Here is a 21720-nt window from a genome sequence, read left to right on the forward strand (position 1 = left end):
GCTTTGCGTTATGCCGACTTAATTACCGACTTTCAATTTTTGCCACAAAGTTGTGGTTTGTTTTTTCGCTTCGTCTGACATTTGCGGCATTACGAAACCGTTTGCCATGTCATCAGCCGTTGGGAAAATAGAGCGAGTTGCCACCAACGCAGCGTCCATTTTTTCGCGAGCAGGCAAGCTGGCTGGCGCGAATGTAACCGCAGCACCGTTTTTCGCTGCAATTTCAGGGTCTAGCGTGTAGTTGATGTATTTATGCGCGTTTAAAACGTTTTTCGCATCGGCAGGAATCACCCAAGATTCTACCCAGAAGCCCATGCCTTTTGGCGTTAAGACTTCGATGCCTACATTGTTTTTGACTTCTTCCGAACGGGCTTTTGCCATGTTCAAATCGCCGCCATTGCCCGCTACCAAGCAGATGTCGCCGCGAGCCAATTCGTCAATGTAAGATGCGCTAAAACGTTTGATGTCTGGGCGAATCGCTTGCAACACGGCTGCTGCTGCGTCAATATCCGCCGCGCTTGTGCCGCGCGGGTCTTTGCCAATGTAGTTCAACACGATTGGGAACATTTCGCTAGGCGTGTCCCATAAGGCGATGCCGCAGGCTTTTAATTTATTGGTGTATTCAGGTTTGAACAACAAGTCCCAACCGTTTTCGGGCAGTTGTCCGCCCAAAATTTCTTTGCCTTTGGCGGTAATTGCCAAAGTGTTTGCGCCAGAGAAGTATGGCACGGCGTATTGATTACCTGGGTCAGCTTGTTCCAGCAATTTTAACAAAGCTGGGTCAATGTTTTTGTAGTTAGGAATCAAATCGCGATTGATTTTCTGATAAGCACCCGCCTGAATTTGGCGTGGCAAGAACGCAATACCTGGAACACCCAAGTCGTAGCCAGATTTACCCGTGAGCATTTTGGCTTCTAGGGTTTCGTTGTTTTCATACAGGTCGTAGGTCAAGTTTAGGTTGTTGGCGTTTTTGAAGTCTTCTACCGTGCTTTCATCAACATAGTTTGACCAGTTGTAGATGTTGAGCGTATCGGTTTGTGGCAAGTCGGTAGTTACCGTTGCGCCTGATGCGACACTTGAGCCAGCAGTAGGAGTGGCAGGCGTTTGCGCGGTTTTGTCTTGACCGCCACAAGCGGCTAATGTCATCAACACTAATGTGCTTAACAGGGTTTTTTTCATTATATTATCTTCTCGTTAGGGTGGTTAAAAAGGGAATGCGCATTGTAAAGTCTTTGTTTATAAAATTCAATGTTTATAGTGAATTAAATTTAGATTAGTACAGCGTTGCCAACTCCCTTATGTACTAGCTGTACACGGCGGTCGTTGTCGCCTTGTCCTAATCTAAATTTAATCCACTATATCTTGATCTTGCTGCTCAGTTGAATAAATAGCCAAACAAGGGTAAAATCGCGCGTTTAATTGAATAAAACAATCGTACAACATGGAACGTGTGTTTGAAGTGAAATCGTCTCGTTTGGAGGCGTTTTCTTTATGCTTGCAAAGTGATGATTTGACGCAAATTGAGCAATATTTGCAGCAAAAACAGGAAAAATATCAGTCGTTGGCGGCTTTGCCTTTTGTGTTGGATTTGGGTAACGGCGATTGGGAAAATTTGGATTTGGTGGCGGTTTTGGCTTTGTTTGCCAAACAGGGTTTGCGCGTGGTGGCGTTGCGACACGCATCGGGCGATTGGGCGGATAAGGCGAAAACGGCTGGTTTGTGTTTTGTGCATCAGGCGGAAAAGCAGCCTGCATCGGGCGATTTGAGTCATGCAGACAATGAAGCAAACGATGCAGCGCAGGATACAACATCAACCGAAAACGAAAACGAAGCGGATACGGAAAATGTGCAGGCTGCTTCGGATTTAGAAAATACAGAAAACGAAGTCGCCCAAAACAATGAAGCCGAACCTGAACCTGCGCCCGAATTGGAATTAACGGCACGACCAACCGTAGTGGTAACCACGCCTGTTCGCACGGGGCAGCAAGTGTATGCCAAGCAGGCGGATTTGATTGTGCTGGGCATGGTTAGCGAGGGGGCGGAAATTATTGCAGACGGCAATATTCATGTGTACGCGCCGATGCGTGGACGTGCGTTGGCGGGCGAGTCGGGCGATAAATCGGTAAGAATTTTTATGCAGTCTATGCAGGCGGAATTGGTGTCTATTGCGGGTATTTATCGGGTGTTTGAACAGGATTTGCCCGACCATTTGCATAAACAGGCGGTGAAAATTGAGCTGCAAGACGATGACCGTTTATCGGTGGCGGCGATTGTAGCGAAATAAGGTATCAACAAAAGGTGCAGGCTGCTTTTGGGCGGTTTGCGTGATTTTTTAATTTAAAAGGAACAAGGGTACAAAATGGCAAAAATTTTGGTAGTAACTTCGGGCAAAGGTGGTGTGGGCAAAACCACGACTTCTGCCAGCATTGCAACGGGTTTGGCGTTGCGCGGTTTGAAAACGTGTGTGATTGACTTTGACGTGGGTTTGCGTAACTTGGATTTGATTATGGGTTGCGAACGCCGCGTGGTGTATGACTTGGTAAACGTGATTCAAAACGAAGCGAGCTTGAATCAAGCCTTAATCAAAGACAAACATTGCGACAAATTGTTTATTTTGCCTGCATCGCAAACGCGCGATAAAGACGCTTTAACCAAAGAAGGCGTAGGACAGGTGTTGAATGGTTTGAGCGAAATGGGCTTTGATTTTATTGTGTGCGATTCGCCAGCTGGCATTGAAACAGGCGCGTTGATGGCGTTGTATTTTGCTGATGAAGCGATTGTTACCACCAACCCAGAAGTGTCTAGCGTGCGCGACTCTGACCGCATTTTGGGCATTTTGCAAAGCAAGTCTTTGAAAGCGGAAATGGGTCAAAGCGTCAAAGAGCATTTGTTGATTACGCGCTATTCGCCTGAACGTGTGGAAAAAGGCGAAATGCTGTCGGTACAAGATATTCAAGACATTTTGCGCATTCCTTTGATTGGTGTGATTCCTGAATCGCAAAACGTGTTGCAAGCGTCTAACTCTGGCTCGCCTGTGATTCATCAAACCGATGCGATTGCGGCGCAGGCGTATCAAGACGTGGTGGCGCGTTTGTTGGGCGAAAACCGCGAAATTCGTTTCTTGGAAGCCGAGAAAAAAGGTTTCTTCCAAAAATTGTTTGGAGGGTAAGCCATGTCTTTATTGGACAGACTGTTGGGCAAAAAGCCTAAAACGGCTTCGGTGGCGCGTGACCGCTTGCAAATCATCATTGCACAAGAGCGTGCCAATCGCGATGCGGAAAATGCAACGCCCGATTATTTGCCAACCTTGCAAAGAGAGCTGCTGGAAGTGTTGTCTAAATATGTGAAAATTGAGTTGCAAGACATCAATATTTCGCATGAAAAACAAGACGGCGTGGATATGCTTGCCTTGAACATTACCTTGCCAGAAAACAAAGAGCAGCCTGCAATCGAAGTCGAAAATAAGGAAGCAGCAGCATGACTTTGACAGAGTTGCGCTATATTGTGGCTGTGGCACAGGAAAAGCACTTTGGACGTGCAGCGCAGCGTTGTCATGTGAGTCAGCCAACTTTGTCGATTGCGATTAAAAAGCTGGAAGAAGAATTGGGCTTGCCGTTGTTTGACCGCAGCAGCAACGAGGTGCTGACAACGGCATCGGGCGAACGCATTGTGTTGCAAGCCAGACGGGTGTTGGAAGAAACCGAAATCATTCGGCATTTAGCCAATGCGGAACAAAATCAATTGGAAGGCTCGTTTAAATTGGGCTTGATTTTTACGGTTGCGCCGTATTTATTGCCCAAATTGATTTTGTCGATGCGTCAAATCGCGCCGAAAATGCCCTTGTTTTTGGAAGAAAATCACACCGCCCTGCTCACCGAATCGCTCAAACGAGGCGAATTGGACGCGATTGTGGTGGCTGAACCTTATGTGGAAACAGGTATCGAGACGATTCCGCTGTATGATGAAGCCTTTTTTGTGATTGTGCCAAAAGGGCATCGCTTTGAAGAATTGGATTCGGTATCCACGGCAGATTTGGTAGAAGAAGATGTGTTGCTGCTAACCGAAGGCAATTGTATGCGCGACCAAGTTTTGGGTTCGTGTACCGAGTTGGCTGCCAAACAACGCATTGCAGGTTTGGTCAATACTTTGCAGGGCAGTTCGTTGAACACGATTCGTCACATGGTGGCAAGCGGATTGGGCATTAGCGTGTTGCCGTCCACCGCGATTACCGACAACGACCACATGCTGTTTTCGATTGTGCCATTCGAGCAGCCTGCACCGAACCGCCGCGTGGTGTTGGCATATCGCCGTAATTTTGTGCGACCACAGGCTTTGGAAGCGGTGGCGCGTGCGGTAATGACTTCGCAATTGGCTGGTGTTTCGTTTATCAAAAATCACCAATAAAGCAGCCTGCACTTTTTAGCGAACAGGGTAAACATGAGTAGCGTAAAAGACAATATTTTGATGCAATGTCGCCGTGCTGGCGCACAGGTCACCCCATTGCGCGAGCAAGTTTTGGACATGGTGTTGCAGCTAGATGGCGTGATTAAGGCATACACGATTTTGGCGCAAATGCAGCGCGAAAGCAGCAGTGTGGTTGCACCGCCAACAGCGTATCGTGCTTTGGACTTTTGGGCAGAGCAGGGCGTGTTGCACAAAATTCCTGCGGTCAATGGCTATGTGTTGTGCAGCCACGCGCGGCACGAATGCGGTGGACATTGCGATGCCGACCATGCCCAGCATCAAAGTAGCTTTATTTTGGTTTGCACCGAATGCGGCTCGGTTGATGAGCAAAGTCTCAATCGCGAATGGCAGGCTTTACGCGAAGCGGCTCAACAAGCAGGTTTTGCCATGAACGAAGAACATGTGGTGCTAACAGGCATTTGTGCAAAATGTCGTCATTAATCTAAACAAGCAGCCTGCACATTTTTTTTGCAGGCTGCTTATATTTATGTAGTTAAAAGTTATGTCTCAAACCAAACCCAATCCTTCACAAAAAATTCCTTTTATTCGCCGTCCGTGGTTTGCTTTTATTAGCTCGATGCGTTTTGCGGTGGCGTTGCTGACCATTTTGGCGATTGCGTCCATTATTGGCACGGTGGTACAACAAAACCAGTCTGCACAAAATTATGTGGTGCAATTTGGGCCATTTTGGGCAGAAATTTTCGGTTTTTTGGGCTTGTATGATGTGTATGCGTCATCGTGGTTTGTGCTGATTATGATTTTTTTGGTGTTGAGCACAGGCTTGTGCGTGTGGCGCAACACACCGCAATATCTGCGCGACATGAAATCGTTTCGCCTGAACGCGACCGCCAAATCGCTGGCGCACATGAAGCACACAGCAGAATTATCAAGCAGCCTGCAACCTGAAATCGCCAAAAAATATCTAGAAATTCAAGGGTTTAAAACCAAGTTGGAACAACGCGAAGACGGCAGCGTGATTTTGGCAGCCAAAAAAGGCGTAATGAACAAATGGGGTTATATTTTTGCCCACGTTGCGTTGATTGTGATTTGTTTGGGCGGATTGATTGACAGCAATTTGTTACTCAAACTGGGCATGCTCACAGGGCAGCTTGTGCCAGACACCAACAGCGTTTTTGCGCGTGATTTCAAACCCGAAAGCACGTTGAGCGAACACAATTTGTCGTATCGTGGCAATGCCGAAGTGATTGAAGGTCAAACCATCGACCAAACTTTTTTGAATGCCAACAAGGGCTTATTGCTGCAAAAATTACCGTTTACGCTGGAATTAAAAAAATTCCACATTAATTTTTATAACACAGGCATGCCCAAAGATTTCGCCAGCGATATTGTTGTAACCGACAAAAAAACAGGCGAGCGCATCGAAAAAACCATTCGCGTGAACCACCCTTTAACCATCAATGGCGTGACCATTTATCAGTCTAGTTATGGCGATGGCGGTTCGGATATTGGGCTAAAAAGCTGGAATTTGCGTGGCGTGGGCAAACCTGCGGATTTAAAAGCCGTGTCGCAACGTCAATTTCCGTTGGATTTGGGTAAATCAGGCACGTATCAATTGGAATTTGGTGAGTTGCGCGTGTTCAATGTGGAAAATTTGCACGACAACGACAAGCAATCCGACAATAAACTTCACGATATTCGCAGCGTGAATCAGGAAAAACGTTTCCAAAATGTTGGGCCAACCATTACCTATAAATTGCGCGATAGTGCAGGGCAGGCGCACGAATATGTGAGCTATATGCTGCCGTTGCAGCGCGAAGGTGCGTTGTTTTTTGCCACAGGTGAGCGTTCGAATGTGAATGACCCGTATCGTTGGCTGATGATTCCTGCCGATGAAAAAGGCAAAATCGACAGTTTTATGGCATTGCGCGATACCTTGTTGCAGCCCGAAAAACGCGCCCAAGTGGTTGAAAAAGCCATTTTGGGCATAAACGAAGCGATGCGTCCGCAATTTAAATTGGCAGTAGAAAACTTGTTGCGCCAATTTGCCGAAGGTGGCTACATTGCGATTAACGAGCATATTAAGCAGACTGTTCCCGAAGCGGAACAGCAAAAAACAGGCGAGTTCATGTATCAGATTTTGTATGGTGCAATGAATATCGCGTTGGAGCAGGCATTGACCGATGCAGGTTTGCCGATGATGGCAGCAGGCGATGCGCGTAACCAATTTATTTTGAACAGCTTGGACGGCTACACGGCTTTGACTCGATTTAATTCGCCGATTTTGTTGCAGCTCGAAACGTTCAAACAAGTGAATATGTCGGGCTTGCAAATGACCAAATCGCCAGGCGCGACTTTGGTTTACTTGGGTTCGCTGTTTTTGGTGTTGGGCGTGGTGTTTATGTTTTACGTCCGAGAAAAACGCGCTTGGCTGCTGTTTGAATCCAACAAAATGCGTTTTGCGATGTCGTCCAGCCGCAACGAACGCGATTTGAACAAGGAATTTCCACAGCGTTTGGCGGATTTGGAAACGCTGGCAAACGATTTGTGCGAGCGTTCGTAAACAATGTGCAGGCTGCTTTTTTGAGCCGCACAATTCAATCAAACAGAAAAAAGTCATCAAAAATTCAGTGTTTTTGATGGCTTTTTTACGCGGAATATTTATGTTGCCTACAACCCTAAATTTTCAATTTGAGTTAAAATCGCGCCATATTTTTATGTGAAGATAATCCAATGAGTGAACACACAACAACGCAAACCAACACCTCCGATAATTCACGTTTACCGCAGCATGATTTGTTGCGCGAAAAATCCTTTATCAAAAATTTATCGCTGGCAGACTGGCTGTTTGCCGCCGCCATGATGACGATTGCCGTTTTGGTACACATCAAAATGCCGCACCACATGGACGTGTATGAAACCGCTATTTTGTGGACGAGTGCCGCCATTGCCATAGGTTTGGACTGGTTTTTCAAGCCGATGCGCTGGTTTATTTTGGGCAGTGTGCTGGTTGGGTATATGGCGGTTGGCTTGTATGCAGGCGACATCAACAACGCCAAAGAACAGGGCGGCAAATTTTTATTGCACTATTTATTGAGCAGCCAATCGGCAATTATGTGGCAAGCAGCTTTGACCGTGCTGGCATTTGTGTCATATGCGCTGGGAACGCTGGTGGCATGGAAAAACGAGAAAAAGCAGCCTGCACATTCGTCCAACCCAAACACTTTATTGGGCATGGCATCGGGTTTGGCTTGGGCAGCGGCGTTTGCAGGTTTTGTCGGCTTGCTGGTGCGCTGGCACGAAAGCTATTTGTTGCGCCCCGATGCTGGACATATTCCTGTGTCGAATCTGTATGAAGTATTTATTTTGTTTATGGTGATTACAGGTTTGATGTATTTGTATTATGAACGCAAATTCGCCATGCAAAAACTGGGCGTGTTTGTGTACACGCTGATGTGCGGCTTGGTGGCGTTTACTTTGTGGTATAGCATGGAACGCGGCGCACACGAAATTCAACCACTGATTCCTGCGTTGCAATCTTGGTGGATGAAAATTCACGTTCCAGCCAACTTTATTGGCTATGGCGCGTTTTGCATGGCAGCGGCATTTGGTTTTGCAGAACTGCTGGCGTTGCGTGGCAGCAAATTCTTCCCCGATGCAGCGCAAATCGAAGAAGCGATGTACAAAGCGATTGCGGTCGGATTTTTGTTTTTTACCATTGCCACGATTTTAGGCGCGTTGTGGGCAGCCGATGCGTGGGGCAGATATTGGAGCTGGGACCCAAAAGAAACGTGGGCGTTTATTGTGTGGCTTAATTATGCGATTTGGCTGCACATGCGCTTGGTGGCTGGCTGGCGCGGCAAAGTGCTGGCATGGTGGGCAGTTATTGGCTTGTTCATTACCGCGTTTGCCTTTGTGGGCGTGAATATGTTTTTGACGGGATTGCATTCTTACGGTAGTTTGTAATAAACACACAAAAAAGCAGCCTGCACTTTACCAACAAAGTGCAGGCTGCTTTTTTATAGTGAATTATAGTGAAATGAAATAAAAATAGGACAAGGCGATAACGTCCGCCGTGTATGAATAATACATAAGGGCGTTGGCAACACCGTCCTATTGCGATTTCATTTCACTATAAATTTAGATTAGTACAGCGTTGCCAACTCCCTTATGTACTAGGTTGTACACGGCAGTCGTTGTCGCCTTGTCCTAATCTAAATTTAATCCACTATATTTGTTTACCTTATTTCAACAGCGTATCCAATAAACCCGATGCGCCAATACGGAAGTTTTCTGCTTTAACCCAGCTTTCGCCAAACGCATCAATACCTTGTTGTACATAGCCTTGTGCTGCTGCTAATTCACGCACGCCGCCTGACAATTTAATGCCAACTGGTTTGCCACTGGCTTTGATTTCCGCCAACAAAATCGCTGCTGCTTCTGGTGTTGCGCCCACGCTGATTTTGCCTGTTGATGTTTTCAAAAAGTCTGCGCCTGCTGCAATCGCGATTTTGGCTGCACCGTGGATTTCATCGGCAGACAATACGCCTGTTTCCAAAATCACTTTCAATTTGGCTTGATTGTCGCGGCAGATTTGCGCCACTTGCTCGGTCAAAGATTGCGCGTATGCCGTGTTGCCTGCTTGAAATTCGTGGTATGGGAACACCAAGTCAATTTCGTTTGCGCCATCGGCAATGGCTTGGCGAGTTTGCGCTAATACTTGGCTTTCGTCTTCCGCACCACTTGGGAAATTGACTACGGTTGCCAAACCGATGCTAGCTGGCAATTTGTTTTTTGCCGTTGTGACAAATTGTGGATACACGCACACCGCTGCCACATTGCCTTGCGCTGTTTGCGCTTTATCGCACAACACCGCCACGATTTCGTGGGTGTCGGTGTCGTTCAAAGTGGTTAAATCAATTAAGCCAATAATTTGTTGATTGGTTAGCATAATACTTTCTCCTAAAAAGTAAAATTAAAGCAGCCTGCATTTTTACAGTGCAGGCTGCTTTTGAGTGATGATTACATACCGCCAATTAAGCCGATAAATAAGCCTGCAATAGTCGCACTCATCAAGTTAGATAACGTGCCTGCAATCAGCGCATAAATGCCCAAACGTGCAATGTCGCCACGGCGGTTCGGTGCCATAATTGACAAGCCACCTACCAAAATTGCAATCGAACTAAAATTGGCAAAACCGCACAATGCAAAAGAAACAATCGCTTGGGTTTTGGCAGACAATGCTGCGTGTGTTGCATCTTTGGTATATTCAATAAAATTGGTGTAGGCAACGAATTCATTGACAACCAGTTTTTGTCCGATGAACGAACCTGCTGCTTGTGCATCTGCCCAAGGTGCGCCAATTAACCAAGCCAATGGGGCAAACAACCAACCCAAGATTTGTTCCAACGATAAATTTTCTACGCCAAAAATGCTACCAATGCCACCCACCATGCCGTTCAGCAAGGCGATAATGCCCACAAAAGCCACCAACATCGCACCCACGTTCAAGGCAATTTGTAAACCTGTTGATGCGCCTGCTGCGGCTGCGTCAATCACGTTGGTTGGCGGTGTTTCGCCTTCTGCCGTGAAGCTCAGTTTTACATTTGGGTTATCTTGTGGGGTTTGGGTTTCTGGAATGATCAATTTGGCAAACAGTAAACCGCCTGGGGCTGCCATAAACGATGCGGCAATCAAATAAGGTAAAGGTACGCCCATTTGTGCATAGCCACCCAATACCGAACCTGCAATACTCGCCAAACCGCCTGTCATTACAGCAAACAATTCAGACGTAGTCATTTTGCTAATAAACGGTTTAACCACCAATGGGGCTTCGGTTTGTCCCACAAAAATATTGGCAGCAGCAGACATGGATTCTGCGCGAGATGTACCCAATGCTTTTTGCAATGCACCGCCCAAAATGCGTACCACCCAGCCCATCACGCCAACGTAATACAGCACCGAAATCAAGGCAGAAAAGAAAATAATCATCGGCAATACACGGAATGCAAATACGAAACCGCCACCGCCAAATAATTCAAACATTTTGCCATCAACCAATCCGCCAAATAAAAATGCCGAACCCTTGTTACCGTAATTCAAAACCAGTTGCACGCCATCGGACAATTTTTGCAACAATGCACGTCCCGCATCAACATACAAGATGAATGCACCCAAACAAAATTGAATCGCAAAAGCGGTTACAACCGTTCGCAGCTTAATCGCTTTGCGATGTTTAGAAAGCGCAATGGCAATGGCAATCAATGCTGCCATACCTAATAAACTATTAATGAATGACATGGTTCTTTCTCCTGAAAAATTGAGTTAAAATAAGCAAAATTCCGTGTTAACGACCATTATACCCCTAAGGATAATCAGATATGCAAACATTTTACACATCTGCCCAAGTGGCAGAATTAGCCAAACAAAGCAATGCGGCGGATATAATTGATTTTGCGCTATCTTTATTGTCACAAGCAGCCGAATGTGCGGTTGTGCCTGTATCGCAATTTAAGGTTGGTGCCATCGCGATTGATGTGGACGGTAATTTTTATTTGGGTGCGAATCAAGAATGTGCTGGCGCGGCAATGGCGCAAACGGTTCACGCCGAACAAAGCGCGATTTCACATGCTTGGGCGCGTGGTGCAACCCAAATCGCGCACATTGTGGTTAACTACACGCCATGCGGACATTGTCGCCAATTTTTGAACGAATTGCGTGGCGCGGAAAACTTGTTGATTCACTTGCCACACAGTCGCGACAATCGCCTGCACGATTACTTGCCCGACAGTTTCAGCCCCAAAGATTTAGATATTCCAGAGCGTTTGTTGGATAAACAAAATCAAGGTTTAACTTTGTCTGTTGATGACACTGCCACGCCATTGGTGCAGGCTGCTTTGGACGCGGCAAATTGCAGCCACGCGCCTTATTCACATGCTTATGCAGGCGTGGCGTTGCAATGCTCAAACGGCGAGATTTTTGCAGGCGGCTATGCAGAAAACGCAGCATACAACCCCACATTACCGCCTTTGCAAAACGCGCTAAACTTCTTGCGATTGAATGGCTACACCGAAGATGATGTGGTGCAGGCTGCTTTGGTTTGTACAGAGCAGGGCGGTCATGTGGCGCATACACACGCTTTGTGGTCGGCTTTGTCGGACGTGCCGTTACAGATTGTGCAGACTGCTTAAACCATAATCAAAACCCCTTAATCGTGCTGATTAAGGGGTTTTGATTTGTGAGAAATTATTCCGCTTCGGTTGGTGCAATCGTTTCCACTTGTTGCAAAGTGCGTGTCATAACAGGTTTGCCGTCTTGTTGCAGGCTAACCGCTCGTGCTGGCACAATGGTAGAAATCGCGTGTTTGTACACCATTTGCGTTACCGATGTATTACGCAGCAACACAACGTATTGGTCAAACGATTCCACTTGTCCTTGCAATTTAATGCCGTTTACCAAGTAGATAGAAACAGGGACGTGTTCCTTGCGTAAAGCGTTCAAGAAAGGGTCTTGCAATAATTGTCCTTTGGCGGTTGTCATAAACACTCCATTATTGTTATTTTGTGATAAAAAAAGGAATGGGTATTGTATTATCTTTACTGATTTTAACCAAGCATTTTTTGTGATTTAGGCAAAAAAAAGCAGCCTGCACTTTTGGTTGATTCAAAGTTCGAGCTGCTTTTTATATCACAAACGCACTTCAATCCCAGCCACTTGCATCGCCAATTTCGCTTCACGAATGCTGACTTCGCCAAAATGGAAAATGCTCGCCGCCAGCACCGCATCGGCTTTGCCCTGCAATACGCCGTCCACCAAATGCTGCACATTGCCCACGCCACCCGATGCGATAACGGGAATATCCACCGCATCGGAAATCGCCCGAGTTAAAGGCAGGTTAAAGCCAATTTTTGTGCCGTCTCTGTCCATGCTGGTCAGCAAAATTTCGCCTGCGCCACGTTGTTGCATTTCGCGCGCCTACGCCACCGCGTCCAAACCTGTGTCTTTGCGACCGCCGTGGGTGAACACGTCCCAGAGCGTGTTGTCGGCGTTAATGGCTTTGGCATCAATCGCCACCACAATCGCTTGCGAACCAAAAAACGCGCTGGCTTCGCTGACCAAATCAGGGTTGGTAACGGCAGCGATGTTGATGCTGACTTTGTCCGCGCCTGCATTCAACAAACGGCGAATGTCCGCCACGCTGCGTACGCCACCGCCCACCGTGAGCGGAATAAACACTTGGCTGGCGACTTCTTCAATCACGTGCAAAATCGTGTCGCGGTTGTCGCTGCTGGCGGTGATGTCCAAAAACGTGATTTCGTCTGCGCCTTCGTCGTTGTAGCGTTTGGCGACATCAACAGGATTACCTGCATCGCGCAAACCCAAGAAGTTCACGCCTTTGACCACGCGACCGTTGTCAACGTCTAAACAGGGAATGATTCGTTTGGCTAACATGGTTTTCCTTTCAACAAAAAGCAGCCTGCACTTTATCGCAAATTCGCCAATCTTGCACCTTGTTCGGGCGACATCGGGCGGATTGCAGGCACATGAATTTCGCCTTGTACAGGATTGTTGTCCAGCCGAGCATAACCGCGCAACACGTCATCTTGACTAACGCCATGAATATTATCAAAAAAATTATGCAAACGATAAACTTCTACCACAAAACCAGCGGTGCAGGCTGCTTGGATTTGCGTTTGACACGTTTTGCTTTTTTGATTGGGATTGGCGTTGATAATCAACATGGGGCGATTGGGTTCGCGCTGTCCTTGTTCCAAAGCAGCTTGTTGGCGCGCCATATTGTCGCGATGTGCTTGGGCAAATCGTTCAAAATCAAAATGATAGTGTCCGTTGGTATCGGTTAAGACTAAATCGTTGTCTATGTGAACAATGTGGGCATTGGGAAAATCGCGCTGAAATTCGGCGATTTTTTGTTGCGCGAACGTGGATTTGCCCGAACCTTCGTGTCCGCGTAATAGAATGAATTTTTGCATAAAAACAATAAAAGCAGCCTGCACTTTTTGTGCAAAGAATGTGCAGGCTGCTTTTTGTACTCAATTCTCAATTAACGATATTGCGCCGCGCCAACGGTTTGTGCCAGTGCATTCAAACGGCGGTCAGATTTTTCTACATACGGATTGTTGGTATCCCAAGCATAGCCAGCCAAAATCGCGCTAATCATGCGTGTGATGTCGGGTGAGCGGTTGTCGGCATAAATCACGTCTTGGAAGCTGTAATCGTACCAGCCATTTACATAGGTGCGGAAAGCGTTCACGCCAATCATCAGCGGTTCGGCAAATTCGCTTTGCCAATCTACGCTTTGTCCTTGGTGTTGTTTAATCAACAAATCAGCGGCTAATTTTGCCGAGTGCATGGCAATGGTTACGCCCGATGAGAACACGGGGTCAAGAAATTCGGCAGCGTTGCCCAATAGCGCGAAATGCTTGCTATACAAGACTTTAACGTTTGCTGAATAGCCTTTGATTTGACGGAATGGAAATTCGTTGTCCCAATTTGCGTTTGCCAAAATGCGTGCCAACATGGGGACTTGTAGCGCAAAAGTTTTCAAAATTTGCTCGGAATCGCCCAAGCCAGCAAAGCGTTCTGGCAAGCCCACTACGCCAATGGAGCAGCGATTGTCGCCAAATGGAATCAGCCACAGCCACACATCGCGATGAGTCGGGTGAGTGGAAATCAAAATTTTGTTGCGGTCAAAATCGGGCGCGGAAATGTTGTCGTCAATGTGGGTGAAATGGGCTTCGCGCATGGGTAAGTGCGATGGCGTTTCCAAGTCCAACAAACGCGGCAATACGCGTCCATAGCCGCTTGCGTCCAATACAAATTGGCTTTGTAAAACATAGGTTTCGCCTTTTTCGGTTTCAATAGTCAATTCGGACGTGTCGGGATTGAATGCGGTTACGGTTTCGCCAAATCGCACGTCCACGCCTTGTTTGGTGGCTTCGTTGATTAAGATTTGGTCAAACACGGCACGGCGCACTTGGAAGGTTGTGCCATGTCCTGCGGTGAATTTGTCGGTGAAGTCAATTTCGGTGTAGCGATTGCCCCATGTGAATGCTGCGCCGTTTTTGAATTGGAACGATGATTCGGCTTGCACGGCGGGTAAAAATCCTGCTTCTTCAATAAATTCCATGCAATGTGGCAATAGGCTTTCGCCAATCACAAAACGTGGAAAGTGCTGTTTTTCTACCACGCGCACACGCAAGCCTTGTTTGTGTAGCAAAGCGGCGGCAACTGCGCCCGATGGGCCTGCGCCAATAATGGCGATGTCGGTTTGTTCTGTTTTCATGAGATGTCCTTTTTATGCAAGTGGTTTGCCTATTTCAAATTATCATACGATTTTGGCTGGCGGTCGTCTATGTGTATCAACCCTACGAATTTTATTGTTTTATAGTCAATTCCATTCAAACTAGTACCGCGTTGCCAACGCACTTATGTGCTACTTGCACACGGCGGTCGTTGTCGCCTTGTCCTAATTTGAATGGAATCCACTATACACGCGCAGCAAACATACACCACCCAACCAATTCAGCAACACACCCACCGATACACTTATCCCAAATGCGGCAACGGCTGGGGTGCTGCTCCATGCCAATAGCGCGAACGAAATTTCGGTGGTCAAGGCGGCAAGTGTGATGCCTGCCAATCGGGCAGATAACGATTCGGGCGCGTTGAGTACATACACGGCATAATCTACGCCAATCGCCGAAGCCAGCAATAAACCAAACATTGGGAATAGACCAATCGCCATGTTCAGCCAACCCAATATGCCCACTGTTCCAGCTACAGCAAGCAAGGGAACAGCTAAAATCAAGCTGCCGCGTCGTGCGCCAAATAGCCAACACAACACGCCCCAAGCCAACACAAACGAGCCAATTTTGAGCCATGCAGCTTGATTGCGTGTGGCGGTAAATTGTTCGTTTAAGTGAATGCGTTTGTCTAACAAAGTTGCACTGGGCGGCAAAGCAGCCTGCACATTGCCGCGTACACTGGATAATCGTGCCAAGCCCACCCATTTGCCATCTATTTCGCCCAAATACAGCGAACGAAAGGCTTCGGCTTGTGGTGCGTTTAAACTGCTGACAAGCGGTTGAACTGGGGTTTGCGCGGCTTGATTCAAAGCAGCCTGCACTATTTCGGCAGGTATGCCCAAGTCCACCAATGGCGCAAATAGTGCAGGCTGCTTGGCAAGCTCGGCGAGCCGTTGTTTGAGCCGTTTTTGTTCTGCAACAGGCAAAATCCATTGGTTAAGCGATTGCACTTGGGCAATATGGGCTTGCTGCAATGCGTGTTCTACTTGCTGACTTTGTTGCAATAAATCATCGGGCGAAGTGGCGGTAATCAACACCGTTTGTCCTGCGCCCATGCCGCTGATTTGGGCGATTTGTTGGGCATAGGCAAGCAAATCGGGGCGCATACTTGCCCATTGACGAATGTCGTCTTGCCATTGGGTTTGGGTTACGCCTGCCGCACACGTCAGCCAAATCGCCGCCAAAATGTATTGCCAACGATGCGACTGAATTGCCCCTGCCAACGCGGTCATGCCATGCGAAAACAAAGTGGTTTTGGCTTGATAAGCGCGTAATAAAATCGGCAAAAACAAAACCGTAGCGGCAAACGCACCAAGCAAGGCAGCAGCAGAGAAAATCGCAGTTTGGCGCAACACAGGCAGAGGCGTGAACCAGAGTAATAAATAGCCCAATACCGTAATCAGCAAGCTAATCCAAAAACTGGGCAGCAAACGGCGCATTGTGAGCGCACCGTGCCATGCAAGTGCAGGCTGCTTGGCAAACAAAGACGAAGCCAGCCAATGCAACGGAAAATCTACCAACACGCCTACCAAACTTGTGCCAACCACCAACGTAAGCGCGTGAATTTCGCCAAACACCAGCAACGAAGCGGTTAAGCCACTCAACACGCCCACGCCCAACGGCAACGCCAACCACAACACGCGCCACGAGCGAAACACCGCCAGCAGCAAGGCAAAAGTCAGCGTAAGCCCGATTGCCGACATGATGCTGCTTTCGCGTTCGGCGTTTTGCTTGGCATCGGCAGCGAACAATGCGCCACCTGTTGCCAACAGCGTGTAAGACTGCGCTTGTGCCTGCGTTTTGCTACTGCGCCACAAGTCCAACAAACCCACATTGGGCGCGGTTTGCGGCAAACGAGCGCGTAGCCACACCCATGTTTTGCCTTCTGCTTCGGTATAGAGCATGGCGTGTTCGCTGTGCCAACGAAGCTGGCTATTGCCTTGTTTTTCTAATATAAAGCGCGAAAATCCCAGCCAGTCTTGCTCCAAAGAAAGCAGGCTGCCTGCAAATGGATTGGCAGCCGCTTCGGCACGTTCGGCAAAATATTGTTGCGGATTGTCATAAAGCTGCTGGATTTGCGGTGCAGGTAAAATCGCCGCACCCAGTTGCCGCACCGATTGTTGCAGTTGGGTTAAATCGGGTTCAATTTTGCCGTCTATGCCTGCGAAATAGCCACTGTTTTGCCATGTTTGGGCGACTTCGTTGGCGGCTTGAAATGCTTTTTCGCTATCGTTTGCACCCACCAGCAAAATAATTTGTTGATTTAATTGCTGCTCTTGAAATTGGTCTGCCGCGTGAAAAATCGTGCTAACTTGTTCTTGCGGCAGCAGAGCGGTTAATTGGGTTTGAATCGGCGTGTGTTGCGCAAATTGTACGCCCAACCAAATCGCCATCAACACGCAACAAACAGCATACACACGCGAAAAAAAAGTCATCATAAACAAAAATCCCACATCACAAAGCAGCCTGCACCACGGCACGACCTGATGCGCACGTTTTACCCTCAACCGATAGCGCGAAATGAATTTTGTGTTTATCGCTATCCCAGCGCAAAGTCAGGTTCACGACATCATTCGGGCGAATAAATTGTTGATATTTGATGTTTTCCATTTGGATAACGGGCGCACGTCCCCAATCAAACTGGCTTGCCAATTCCATTGCCCATTGCAGTTGCACCACGCCAGCCACCAGCGGAAAAGTAGCAAAATGCCCTTGAAAATAGCGTAAATCCACAGGAATGCAGCCCGCAAATTGCCATTCGGATTCGGTTTGTGCCACCAGTTGCCAATCTGGGCGCACAATCGGGTGGTCTAACACTTGTTGCATATCGGCAGCGCGGATTTTGGCTTGGGCATTGCGGGGCAAAGGCTGCGCGGTTAATCGCCAAAAACGAGGCAGGGCAACTTTTTCTATTTTGCCAATTAAAAAAGTCCGCCAAATATCCAGCAACGCAGCGCGTCCGTTTTGGCGCAACCACGCCACGCCTTGTGCCGACAGTGAAATCCACGCTGCCACGCGCCCTTTATGCACCGCGCAATGCACATCGGCAACCGCATCGTGTGCCAATAAAGCGTGTTCAATTTGGTGCAGCGCGATGCGTTTGTCGCCCAGCTTAATGATGCGGTCACTACGACCGTGCAGCAGCAGCGTATCGCCCGAAATGGTGGCGGTGTCGGCAAGCGTTTGTTCGCCGTTTGTCCATGGCGATTGAATGCACAACTGCTGTTCACTGTTTAACCGCGCTTGCACATTGAGGAAAAGTTGATGATGCGAGGTGTGGTTTTGGTGGGCAATCACGCCTGTTTCGGTGCTGCCATACACATTGGTAATGGCAAGTTGCGCCTGCTGTTGGAACAGTTGCATCGTCGCATCGGGCAACAAACCGCCTGCGCTAATAATGCCTTGCACACGGCTCGCCCATGTTTGCCAATCGCGCTTATCGTGAAAATGAGTCAAAACCGCAGGGCTGGTTAGCCACAAACACGGTTGCTTGGTTTGGGCGATGAAGTCTTCGGGATAGATGCAGGTGTCGTCTTGCACTTGCCAATTTAGTCGCAACGCCGCAAACACGCGAAAAGTTAAGCCATACATATGTTGGGGCGATACGCTGGTCAGCACCTGCGCACCGCGCCAAGATGCAGGAAACGTGTCGGCAATGGCATCGGCTTCGGCACACATTTGCGCGGCGGTTTTGGCGATGATTTTTGGCTCGCCTGTTGAACCCGAAGTCTGCAAGAACAGTTTTTCATGGCCAAGCAGCCTGCACTTTTTGATAGCTTGAATCAAAGGTGCAGGCTGCTTTTGCGCCAATTTATCGGCAAGCAACCAATTTTGTTGATGTGGCATAACGACATCGGACAGCAATACGTCAGCCTGTTTTGCCCACGCGATTGCTGCATTGTTTTGATTGGGTAACAGCAGCACATCTGCCCCAGCTTGCCACGCCGCCAGCAAAGCCCATTCCCACACCGAACCTTGTTCAAACCACAGCGCAACCGATTGAATTTGCTGCGCTTTGAACTGCGCTGCCAACGTGGCGATAGATTCATGCCAAATGGGCGGTTTTGCCGATGCGGTATCTTGGAGTAAAGAATTGGGCCAATTCATTATTTCAATGCGCTTTCTGCTTCGTTGGATAAGGGTTGATTGATTTTAGCATCTATAAATTTCATCACGGTTCTGTCGCCCTGCTTTTCGCGCAATTCCACTTGGCGCACCAATTTATCGCCTTGAATGCTAATGTTTTCAAAAACTTGTTTCATAATAGCGGTTTTGGGTTGCAGCGTCAGCGTCCAATTATTCAGGCTGCCTGAAACGCGCAAATCAAATTGTTTGCTCAATTCAGTCGTGTCGCCGCCGAGTACCGCCATAAACAATTTTACTTGCGCTGCTTGTCCGCTTTGGCTGCTGTTGCGCCACGTTTTCGCGTTTTTGTCCCATTGCGAAATGCCTTGCGAACGGACGCGCAGTTGCAAATCTAGCGGTTTTTGCACTTGCCAAAACAGACCTACTTGTTTTTTCAGCGCAAATTGCCCTGATGTTTGCATGGGTTTCGGCAGCAATTTCATGTAACGCTGTTGCACAAATTGCCCTTGCACGGTGTTGGGTTGTTGCAGTTGCGCGGTCAATTCGGCGGCGGTCAAAGCCCAAGTGGGCGCGGCTGCGATTGCCAATGCAGAAGTTAAAATTGTTTTATAAAACATATAATTATTCTTTCCATTGAACGCAAAATTGCGCTGCATTAATGCACTTATCTTTTAATACTGCGTTGCTAACACCCTTATGTACTATTCGTACACGGCGGGCGTTGTCGCCTTGTCTTAAAAAATAATTGCATCAACTATAATTGACTGATGAATTAAATCGCGTTAAATCCTGCAAATTGGCGAATGGCTGCCTGAAAAACATCAGGCGTTTGAAATTGCATTTTGCCATTGTCAATGCGGACGGCGACTTGCGTGGTGCTGGCTTTGGTTAATTTTGTGCCTGTTTTCACATCGGTAATGGTGTAATTCACTTTCAGGCAGCTTTCAAATTCCACGACTGCCATTTCCACACGGATTTTTTGTCCAAATGTGGCTGGTTTGATGTATTTCACGTCCAATTTCACAATCGGATAGGCGAAACCTGTTTCACGCATCACATTGTAATCATGCTGAATTTCCGCCAAAAACGCACATCGCGCCATTTCAAAATATTTCACATAATGCCCATGCCACACGATAAATAAACTGTCCACGTCAAAAAAGGGAACGTCTAATTCTAGGGAATGGATGCAGAAAATAGAGGGTTTCATGATATTGATTTTTCTATAAGAATTATTTTCATGTTGCCTGAAATTATTTCGCCCAAAAATCGTAAAAATTAAACCATTGCAACGGCACTTCCACCGCGTGTTGCGCCAATTCATCGGCATAGCGTTGGGCGAATTGGCGAATTTCTTGTTCACGATTGGCGCGTTTCCATTGCGGCACATCAGAAAATTTACGCAAAATCAAATGGTAACGTCCTTGTTTTTTCAAGACAAACAACGTGTTGATTTTGGCTTTGAGCAAATGCGCCAACAGCCACGCGCCTTGCGGTAATTGCGCCGTTTCGCCCAAAAATTGCACCGCAACGGTTTTTTCGCCACGAATCGGAATGCGGTCGGCGGCAATCGCCAGCCATTCGCCAGCGTCCAAACGGTTCGCCAATTCCAACATTTTCGCCGTGTCTAATTCGCTGACTTGAATTAAATTGATGTCGCTTGCGCCTGCGTTTTTCAGGGCTTGATTGAATACTTGCGCGTGTTGGCTGTGTACCAACACATTCATTTTAAAGCCAATATGATGCGAAACAAGGGCGCGACAAATTTCCACATTGCCCAAATGCGAGCAGATGAAAATTTGTCCGCGTGCGTTGTGGTTGCGAATATCGGCGTACACATTGTCGCGGTCGTCTAGCACCAAATCGGGGTAGCTGATTTTGTGCTGCCACACGGCAAAACGGTCGGTAATCGCATTGCCAAACGCGGCAAATTGTTGATAAACCGAATATTTTTCAGGCAGCCTGCACGTTGGAAATGTTTGTTTTAAACGTGTTTGGTATTCGCGAATGTGGCGGCGTTGCGTGGCGGACGTGGCGTAAAAATACGCGCAAACGGCAGCCGTACACAGTCGCATAATCGGCACAGGCAAATAACGCACCATAAGCGCGGTCAGTTTGAGAAACAGGGCGTGTCCGCGTTCGTGTTGGTTTGCCCAATGGTCGGCGCAGTTCATGATTGTCCTTTGCCTAAACATCGTCTCGCCAACATGCCAAAAAATAAGCGCGTGTGCATTTTGCTAATCAAAACATTGTCTTGCCATGCTCGAAAATGGGAAATGCCGCCGCTTTCGTAGCGTACAGGCGTGTCAATCCAAATCAATTTCGCGCCACGCCAATACAATCGCACCAAAATTTCATTGTCAAAATCCATGCAGTTGCCAATGGCTTCATTGTCAATAATTTGATTAGATAATTCAACAGGATAAATCCGAAACCCACACATGCCGTCTTTGATTTGCAGCGACCATGTGTGAATGATGTTCCAAAAATCGGTAATCTTGCGTCCGTACAATCGGGCTTTGGGCGCGTCTTCGCCGTAGATTGGGCGACCGCAAATCACGGCTTCGGGCGATTGCTCGGCGGCAGCAATCATGCGCGGAATGTCGGCAAAACGATGTTGTGCATCTGCGTCAATTTGTAGCGCGTGAGTGTAGCCTTGCGCAGCGGCTTGGCGCAAACCGTGTTTCATAGCATAGCCTTTGCCGCCATTTTCAGGCAGCCTGAATAATTGCACGTTTTGGCAAATTCGTTCTAAATCAGCGTGATATTGTTCGCCTGAACCGTCGTCTATCACGATAATCGGCAAATCGTATTCGCGCAATGCGGCAATCACAGTCGGCAAGGTAGCAATGTGGCGATAATGGGGGATTAGAGCGACTAATTTCAT

At 47.7% G+C, this 21720-nt stretch carries 20 protein-coding genes and 1 pseudogene; 8 read left to right on the plus strand and 13 right to left on the minus strand.

Features of this window, described 5'->3' with window-relative positions; genetic code table 11:
* Positions 1-18 precede the first annotated feature (18 nt).
* Positions 19-1179: a type 2 periplasmic-binding domain-containing protein gene (locus DQN52_RS07405; RefSeq protein ID WP_003786997.1), complete on the minus strand. Its 1161-nt coding sequence runs from the start codon at positions 1177-1179 to the stop codon at positions 19-21.
* Positions 1180-1441: 262 nt separating this feature from the next.
* Between DQN52_RS07405 and minC the strand changes: the two genes are divergently transcribed.
* From minC to ccsB, 7 genes are all read left to right on the plus strand, one after another.
* Positions 1442-2284, plus strand: a complete 843-nt coding sequence (minC, locus tag DQN52_RS07410) for a septum site-determining protein MinC (protein WP_003786995.1) — start codon at positions 1442-1444, stop codon at positions 2282-2284.
* Positions 2285-2359: 75 nt separating this feature from the next.
* A complete protein-coding gene (gene minD / locus DQN52_RS07415; protein WP_003786993.1) occupies positions 2360-3169 on the plus strand; it encodes a septum site-determining protein MinD in 810 nt (269 codons plus the stop codon).
* Positions 3170-3172: 3 nt separating this feature from the next.
* The gene (gene minE, locus DQN52_RS07420) at positions 3173-3481 is read left to right on the plus strand and encodes a cell division topological specificity factor MinE (protein WP_003786991.1); all 309 of its coding nucleotides are present in this window, start codon (positions 3173-3175) and stop codon (positions 3479-3481) included.
* Positions 3478-4404 carry a LysR substrate-binding domain-containing protein gene (locus tag DQN52_RS07425; protein ID WP_003786988.1) on the plus strand — a complete coding sequence of 309 codons (927 nt, stop codon included), beginning with the start codon at positions 3478-3480 and terminating at the stop codon, positions 4402-4404. The genes minE and DQN52_RS07425 overlap by 4 nt, the downstream gene beginning before the upstream one ends.
* 33 nt (positions 4405-4437) lie before the next feature.
* On the plus strand, positions 4438-4905 hold the full coding sequence (locus tag DQN52_RS07430; protein WP_003786986.1) for a Fur family transcriptional regulator: 468 nt from the start codon (positions 4438-4440) through the stop codon (positions 4903-4905).
* Positions 4906-4966: 61 nt separating this feature from the next.
* Positions 4967-6985, plus strand: coding sequence for a cytochrome c biogenesis protein ResB (locus tag DQN52_RS07435; protein WP_003786984.1), 2019 nt, complete (start codon positions 4967-4969; stop codon positions 6983-6985).
* A 170-nt stretch (positions 6986-7155) separates the two neighbouring features.
* Positions 7156-8388, plus strand: coding sequence for a c-type cytochrome biogenesis protein CcsB (ccsB, locus tag DQN52_RS07440; RefSeq protein ID WP_003786981.1), 1233 nt, complete (start codon positions 7156-7158; stop codon positions 8386-8388).
* A 277-nt stretch (positions 8389-8665) separates the two neighbouring features.
* On the opposite strand, the gene deoC is transcribed toward ccsB, so the two are convergent.
* Together deoC and DQN52_RS07455 are read right to left on the minus strand one after the other, a co-directional pair.
* Complete coding sequence (gene deoC / locus DQN52_RS07450; protein WP_003786978.1) at positions 8666-9373, minus strand: deoxyribose-phosphate aldolase; 708 nt, start codon at positions 9371-9373, stop codon at positions 8666-8668.
* Positions 9374-9444: 71 nt separating this feature from the next.
* Entirely contained in the window at positions 9445-10722 is a 1278-nt protein-coding gene (locus tag DQN52_RS07455) for a NupC/NupG family nucleoside CNT transporter (protein ID WP_003786976.1), read from the minus strand.
* Between the two features lie 80 nt (positions 10723-10802).
* Here DQN52_RS07455 and cdd point away from each other — a divergent pair, with 80 nt between their 5' ends.
* Positions 10803-11612: a cytidine deaminase gene (cdd, locus tag DQN52_RS07460; protein WP_003786974.1), complete on the plus strand. Its 810-nt coding sequence runs from the start codon at positions 10803-10805 to the stop codon at positions 11610-11612.
* Between the two features lie 55 nt (positions 11613-11667).
* Here the strand turns inward: cdd and hfq are convergent, their stop codons facing one another.
* The 10 genes and pseudogenes from hfq to DQN52_RS07510 form a co-directional block, all read right to left on the minus strand.
* Positions 11668-11961, minus strand: coding sequence for an RNA chaperone Hfq (gene hfq / locus DQN52_RS07465; RefSeq protein WP_003786971.1), 294 nt, complete (start codon positions 11959-11961; stop codon positions 11668-11670).
* A gap of 147 nt (positions 11962-12108) precedes the next feature.
* Positions 12109-12873: pseudogene (gene hisF / locus DQN52_RS07470) on the minus strand (imidazole glycerol phosphate synthase subunit HisF).
* A gap of 32 nt (positions 12874-12905) precedes the next feature.
* On the minus strand, positions 12906-13412 hold the full coding sequence (locus DQN52_RS07475) for a hypothetical protein (protein ID WP_174259092.1): 507 nt from the start codon (positions 13410-13412) through the stop codon (positions 12906-12908).
* 71 nt (positions 13413-13483) lie between these two features.
* A complete protein-coding gene (locus DQN52_RS07480) occupies positions 13484-14725 on the minus strand; it encodes an NAD(P)/FAD-dependent oxidoreductase (RefSeq protein ID WP_003786965.1) in 1242 nt (413 codons plus the stop codon).
* 183 nt (positions 14726-14908) lie between these two features.
* Complete coding sequence (locus tag DQN52_RS07485) at positions 14909-17185, minus strand: MMPL family transporter (protein WP_080561231.1); 2277 nt, start codon at positions 17183-17185, stop codon at positions 14909-14911.
* 16 nt (positions 17186-17201) lie between these two features.
* Positions 17202-18854, minus strand: a complete 1653-nt coding sequence (locus DQN52_RS07490) for an AMP-binding protein (RefSeq protein ID WP_003786961.1) — start codon at positions 18852-18854, stop codon at positions 17202-17204.
* Positions 18854-19450: a LolA family protein gene (locus tag DQN52_RS07495; protein ID WP_032827723.1), complete on the minus strand. Its 597-nt coding sequence runs from the start codon at positions 19448-19450 to the stop codon at positions 18854-18856. Before DQN52_RS07495 ends, DQN52_RS07490 begins: the two co-directional genes overlap by 1 nt.
* Positions 19451-19605: 155 nt before the next feature.
* The gene (locus DQN52_RS07500) at positions 19606-20043 is read right to left on the minus strand and encodes an acyl-CoA thioesterase (protein WP_003786955.1); all 438 of its coding nucleotides are present in this window, start codon (positions 20041-20043) and stop codon (positions 19606-19608) included.
* A gap of 43 nt (positions 20044-20086) precedes the next feature.
* Entirely contained in the window at positions 20087-21007 is a 921-nt protein-coding gene (locus DQN52_RS07505) for an LpxL/LpxP family acyltransferase (RefSeq protein WP_003786953.1), read from the minus strand.
* Positions 21004-21720: a glycosyltransferase family 2 protein gene (locus DQN52_RS07510; RefSeq protein WP_003786951.1), complete on the minus strand. Its 717-nt coding sequence runs from the start codon at positions 21718-21720 to the stop codon at positions 21004-21006. The genes DQN52_RS07505 and DQN52_RS07510 overlap by 4 nt, the downstream gene beginning before the upstream one ends.

The sequence above is a fragment of the Kingella kingae genome, assembly GCF_900475905.1.
GTDB classification, from domain to species: domain Bacteria; phylum Pseudomonadota; class Gammaproteobacteria; order Burkholderiales; family Neisseriaceae; genus Kingella; species Kingella kingae.

What these genes read in the sequence shown, in the direction of transcription:
- DQN52_RS07510 (WP_003786951.1), bottom strand. Translation starts at nt 21,720, where the DNA reads ATGAAATTAGTCGCTCTAATCCCCCATTATCGCCACATTGCTACCTTG.
- DQN52_RS07435 (WP_003786984.1), top strand. Translation starts at nt 4,967, where the DNA reads ATGTCTCAAACCAAACCCAATCCTTCACAAAAAATTCCTTTTATTCGC.
- DQN52_RS07495 (WP_032827723.1), bottom strand. Translation starts at nt 19,450, where the DNA reads ATGTTTTATAAAACAATTTTAACTTCTGCATTGGCAATCGCAGCCGCG.
- DQN52_RS07405 (WP_003786997.1), bottom strand. Translation starts at nt 1,179, where the DNA reads ATGAAAAAAACCCTGTTAAGCACATTAGTGTTGATGACATTAGCCGCT.
- DQN52_RS07430 (WP_003786986.1), top strand. Translation starts at nt 4,438, where the DNA reads ATGAGTAGCGTAAAAGACAATATTTTGATGCAATGTCGCCGTGCTGGC.
- hfq (WP_003786971.1), bottom strand. Translation starts at nt 11,961, where the DNA reads ATGACAACCGCCAAAGGACAATTATTGCAAGACCCTTTCTTGAACGCT.
- deoC (WP_003786978.1), bottom strand. Translation starts at nt 9,373, where the DNA reads ATGCTAACCAATCAACAAATTATTGGCTTAATTGATTTAACCACTTTG.
- minE (WP_003786991.1), top strand. Translation starts at nt 3,173, where the DNA reads ATGTCTTTATTGGACAGACTGTTGGGCAAAAAGCCTAAAACGGCTTCG.
- DQN52_RS07475 (WP_174259092.1), bottom strand. Translation starts at nt 13,412, where the DNA reads ATGCAAAAATTCATTCTATTACGCGGACACGAAGGTTCGGGCAAATCC.
- DQN52_RS07455 (WP_003786976.1), bottom strand. Translation starts at nt 10,722, where the DNA reads ATGTCATTCATTAATAGTTTATTAGGTATGGCAGCATTGATTGCCATT.
- DQN52_RS07490 (WP_003786961.1), bottom strand. Translation starts at nt 18,854, where the DNA reads ATGAATTGGCCCAATTCTTTACTCCAAGATACCGCATCGGCAAAACCG.
- DQN52_RS07425 (WP_003786988.1), top strand. Translation starts at nt 3,478, where the DNA reads ATGACTTTGACAGAGTTGCGCTATATTGTGGCTGTGGCACAGGAAAAG.
- minC (WP_003786995.1), top strand. Translation starts at nt 1,442, where the DNA reads ATGGAACGTGTGTTTGAAGTGAAATCGTCTCGTTTGGAGGCGTTTTCT.
- DQN52_RS07500 (WP_003786955.1), bottom strand. Translation starts at nt 20,043, where the DNA reads ATGAAACCCTCTATTTTCTGCATCCATTCCCTAGAATTAGACGTTCCC.
- minD (WP_003786993.1), top strand. Translation starts at nt 2,360, where the DNA reads ATGGCAAAAATTTTGGTAGTAACTTCGGGCAAAGGTGGTGTGGGCAAA.
- DQN52_RS07485 (WP_080561231.1), bottom strand. Translation starts at nt 17,185, where the DNA reads ATGATGACTTTTTTTTCGCGTGTGTATGCTGTTTGTTGCGTGTTGATG.
- cdd (WP_003786974.1), top strand. Translation starts at nt 10,803, where the DNA reads ATGCAAACATTTTACACATCTGCCCAAGTGGCAGAATTAGCCAAACAA.
- DQN52_RS07480 (WP_003786965.1), bottom strand. Translation starts at nt 14,725, where the DNA reads ATGAAAACAGAACAAACCGACATCGCCATTATTGGCGCAGGCCCATCG.
- DQN52_RS07505 (WP_003786953.1), bottom strand. Translation starts at nt 21,007, where the DNA reads ATGAACTGCGCCGACCATTGGGCAAACCAACACGAACGCGGACACGCC.
- ccsB (WP_003786981.1), top strand. Translation starts at nt 7,156, where the DNA reads ATGAGTGAACACACAACAACGCAAACCAACACCTCCGATAATTCACGT.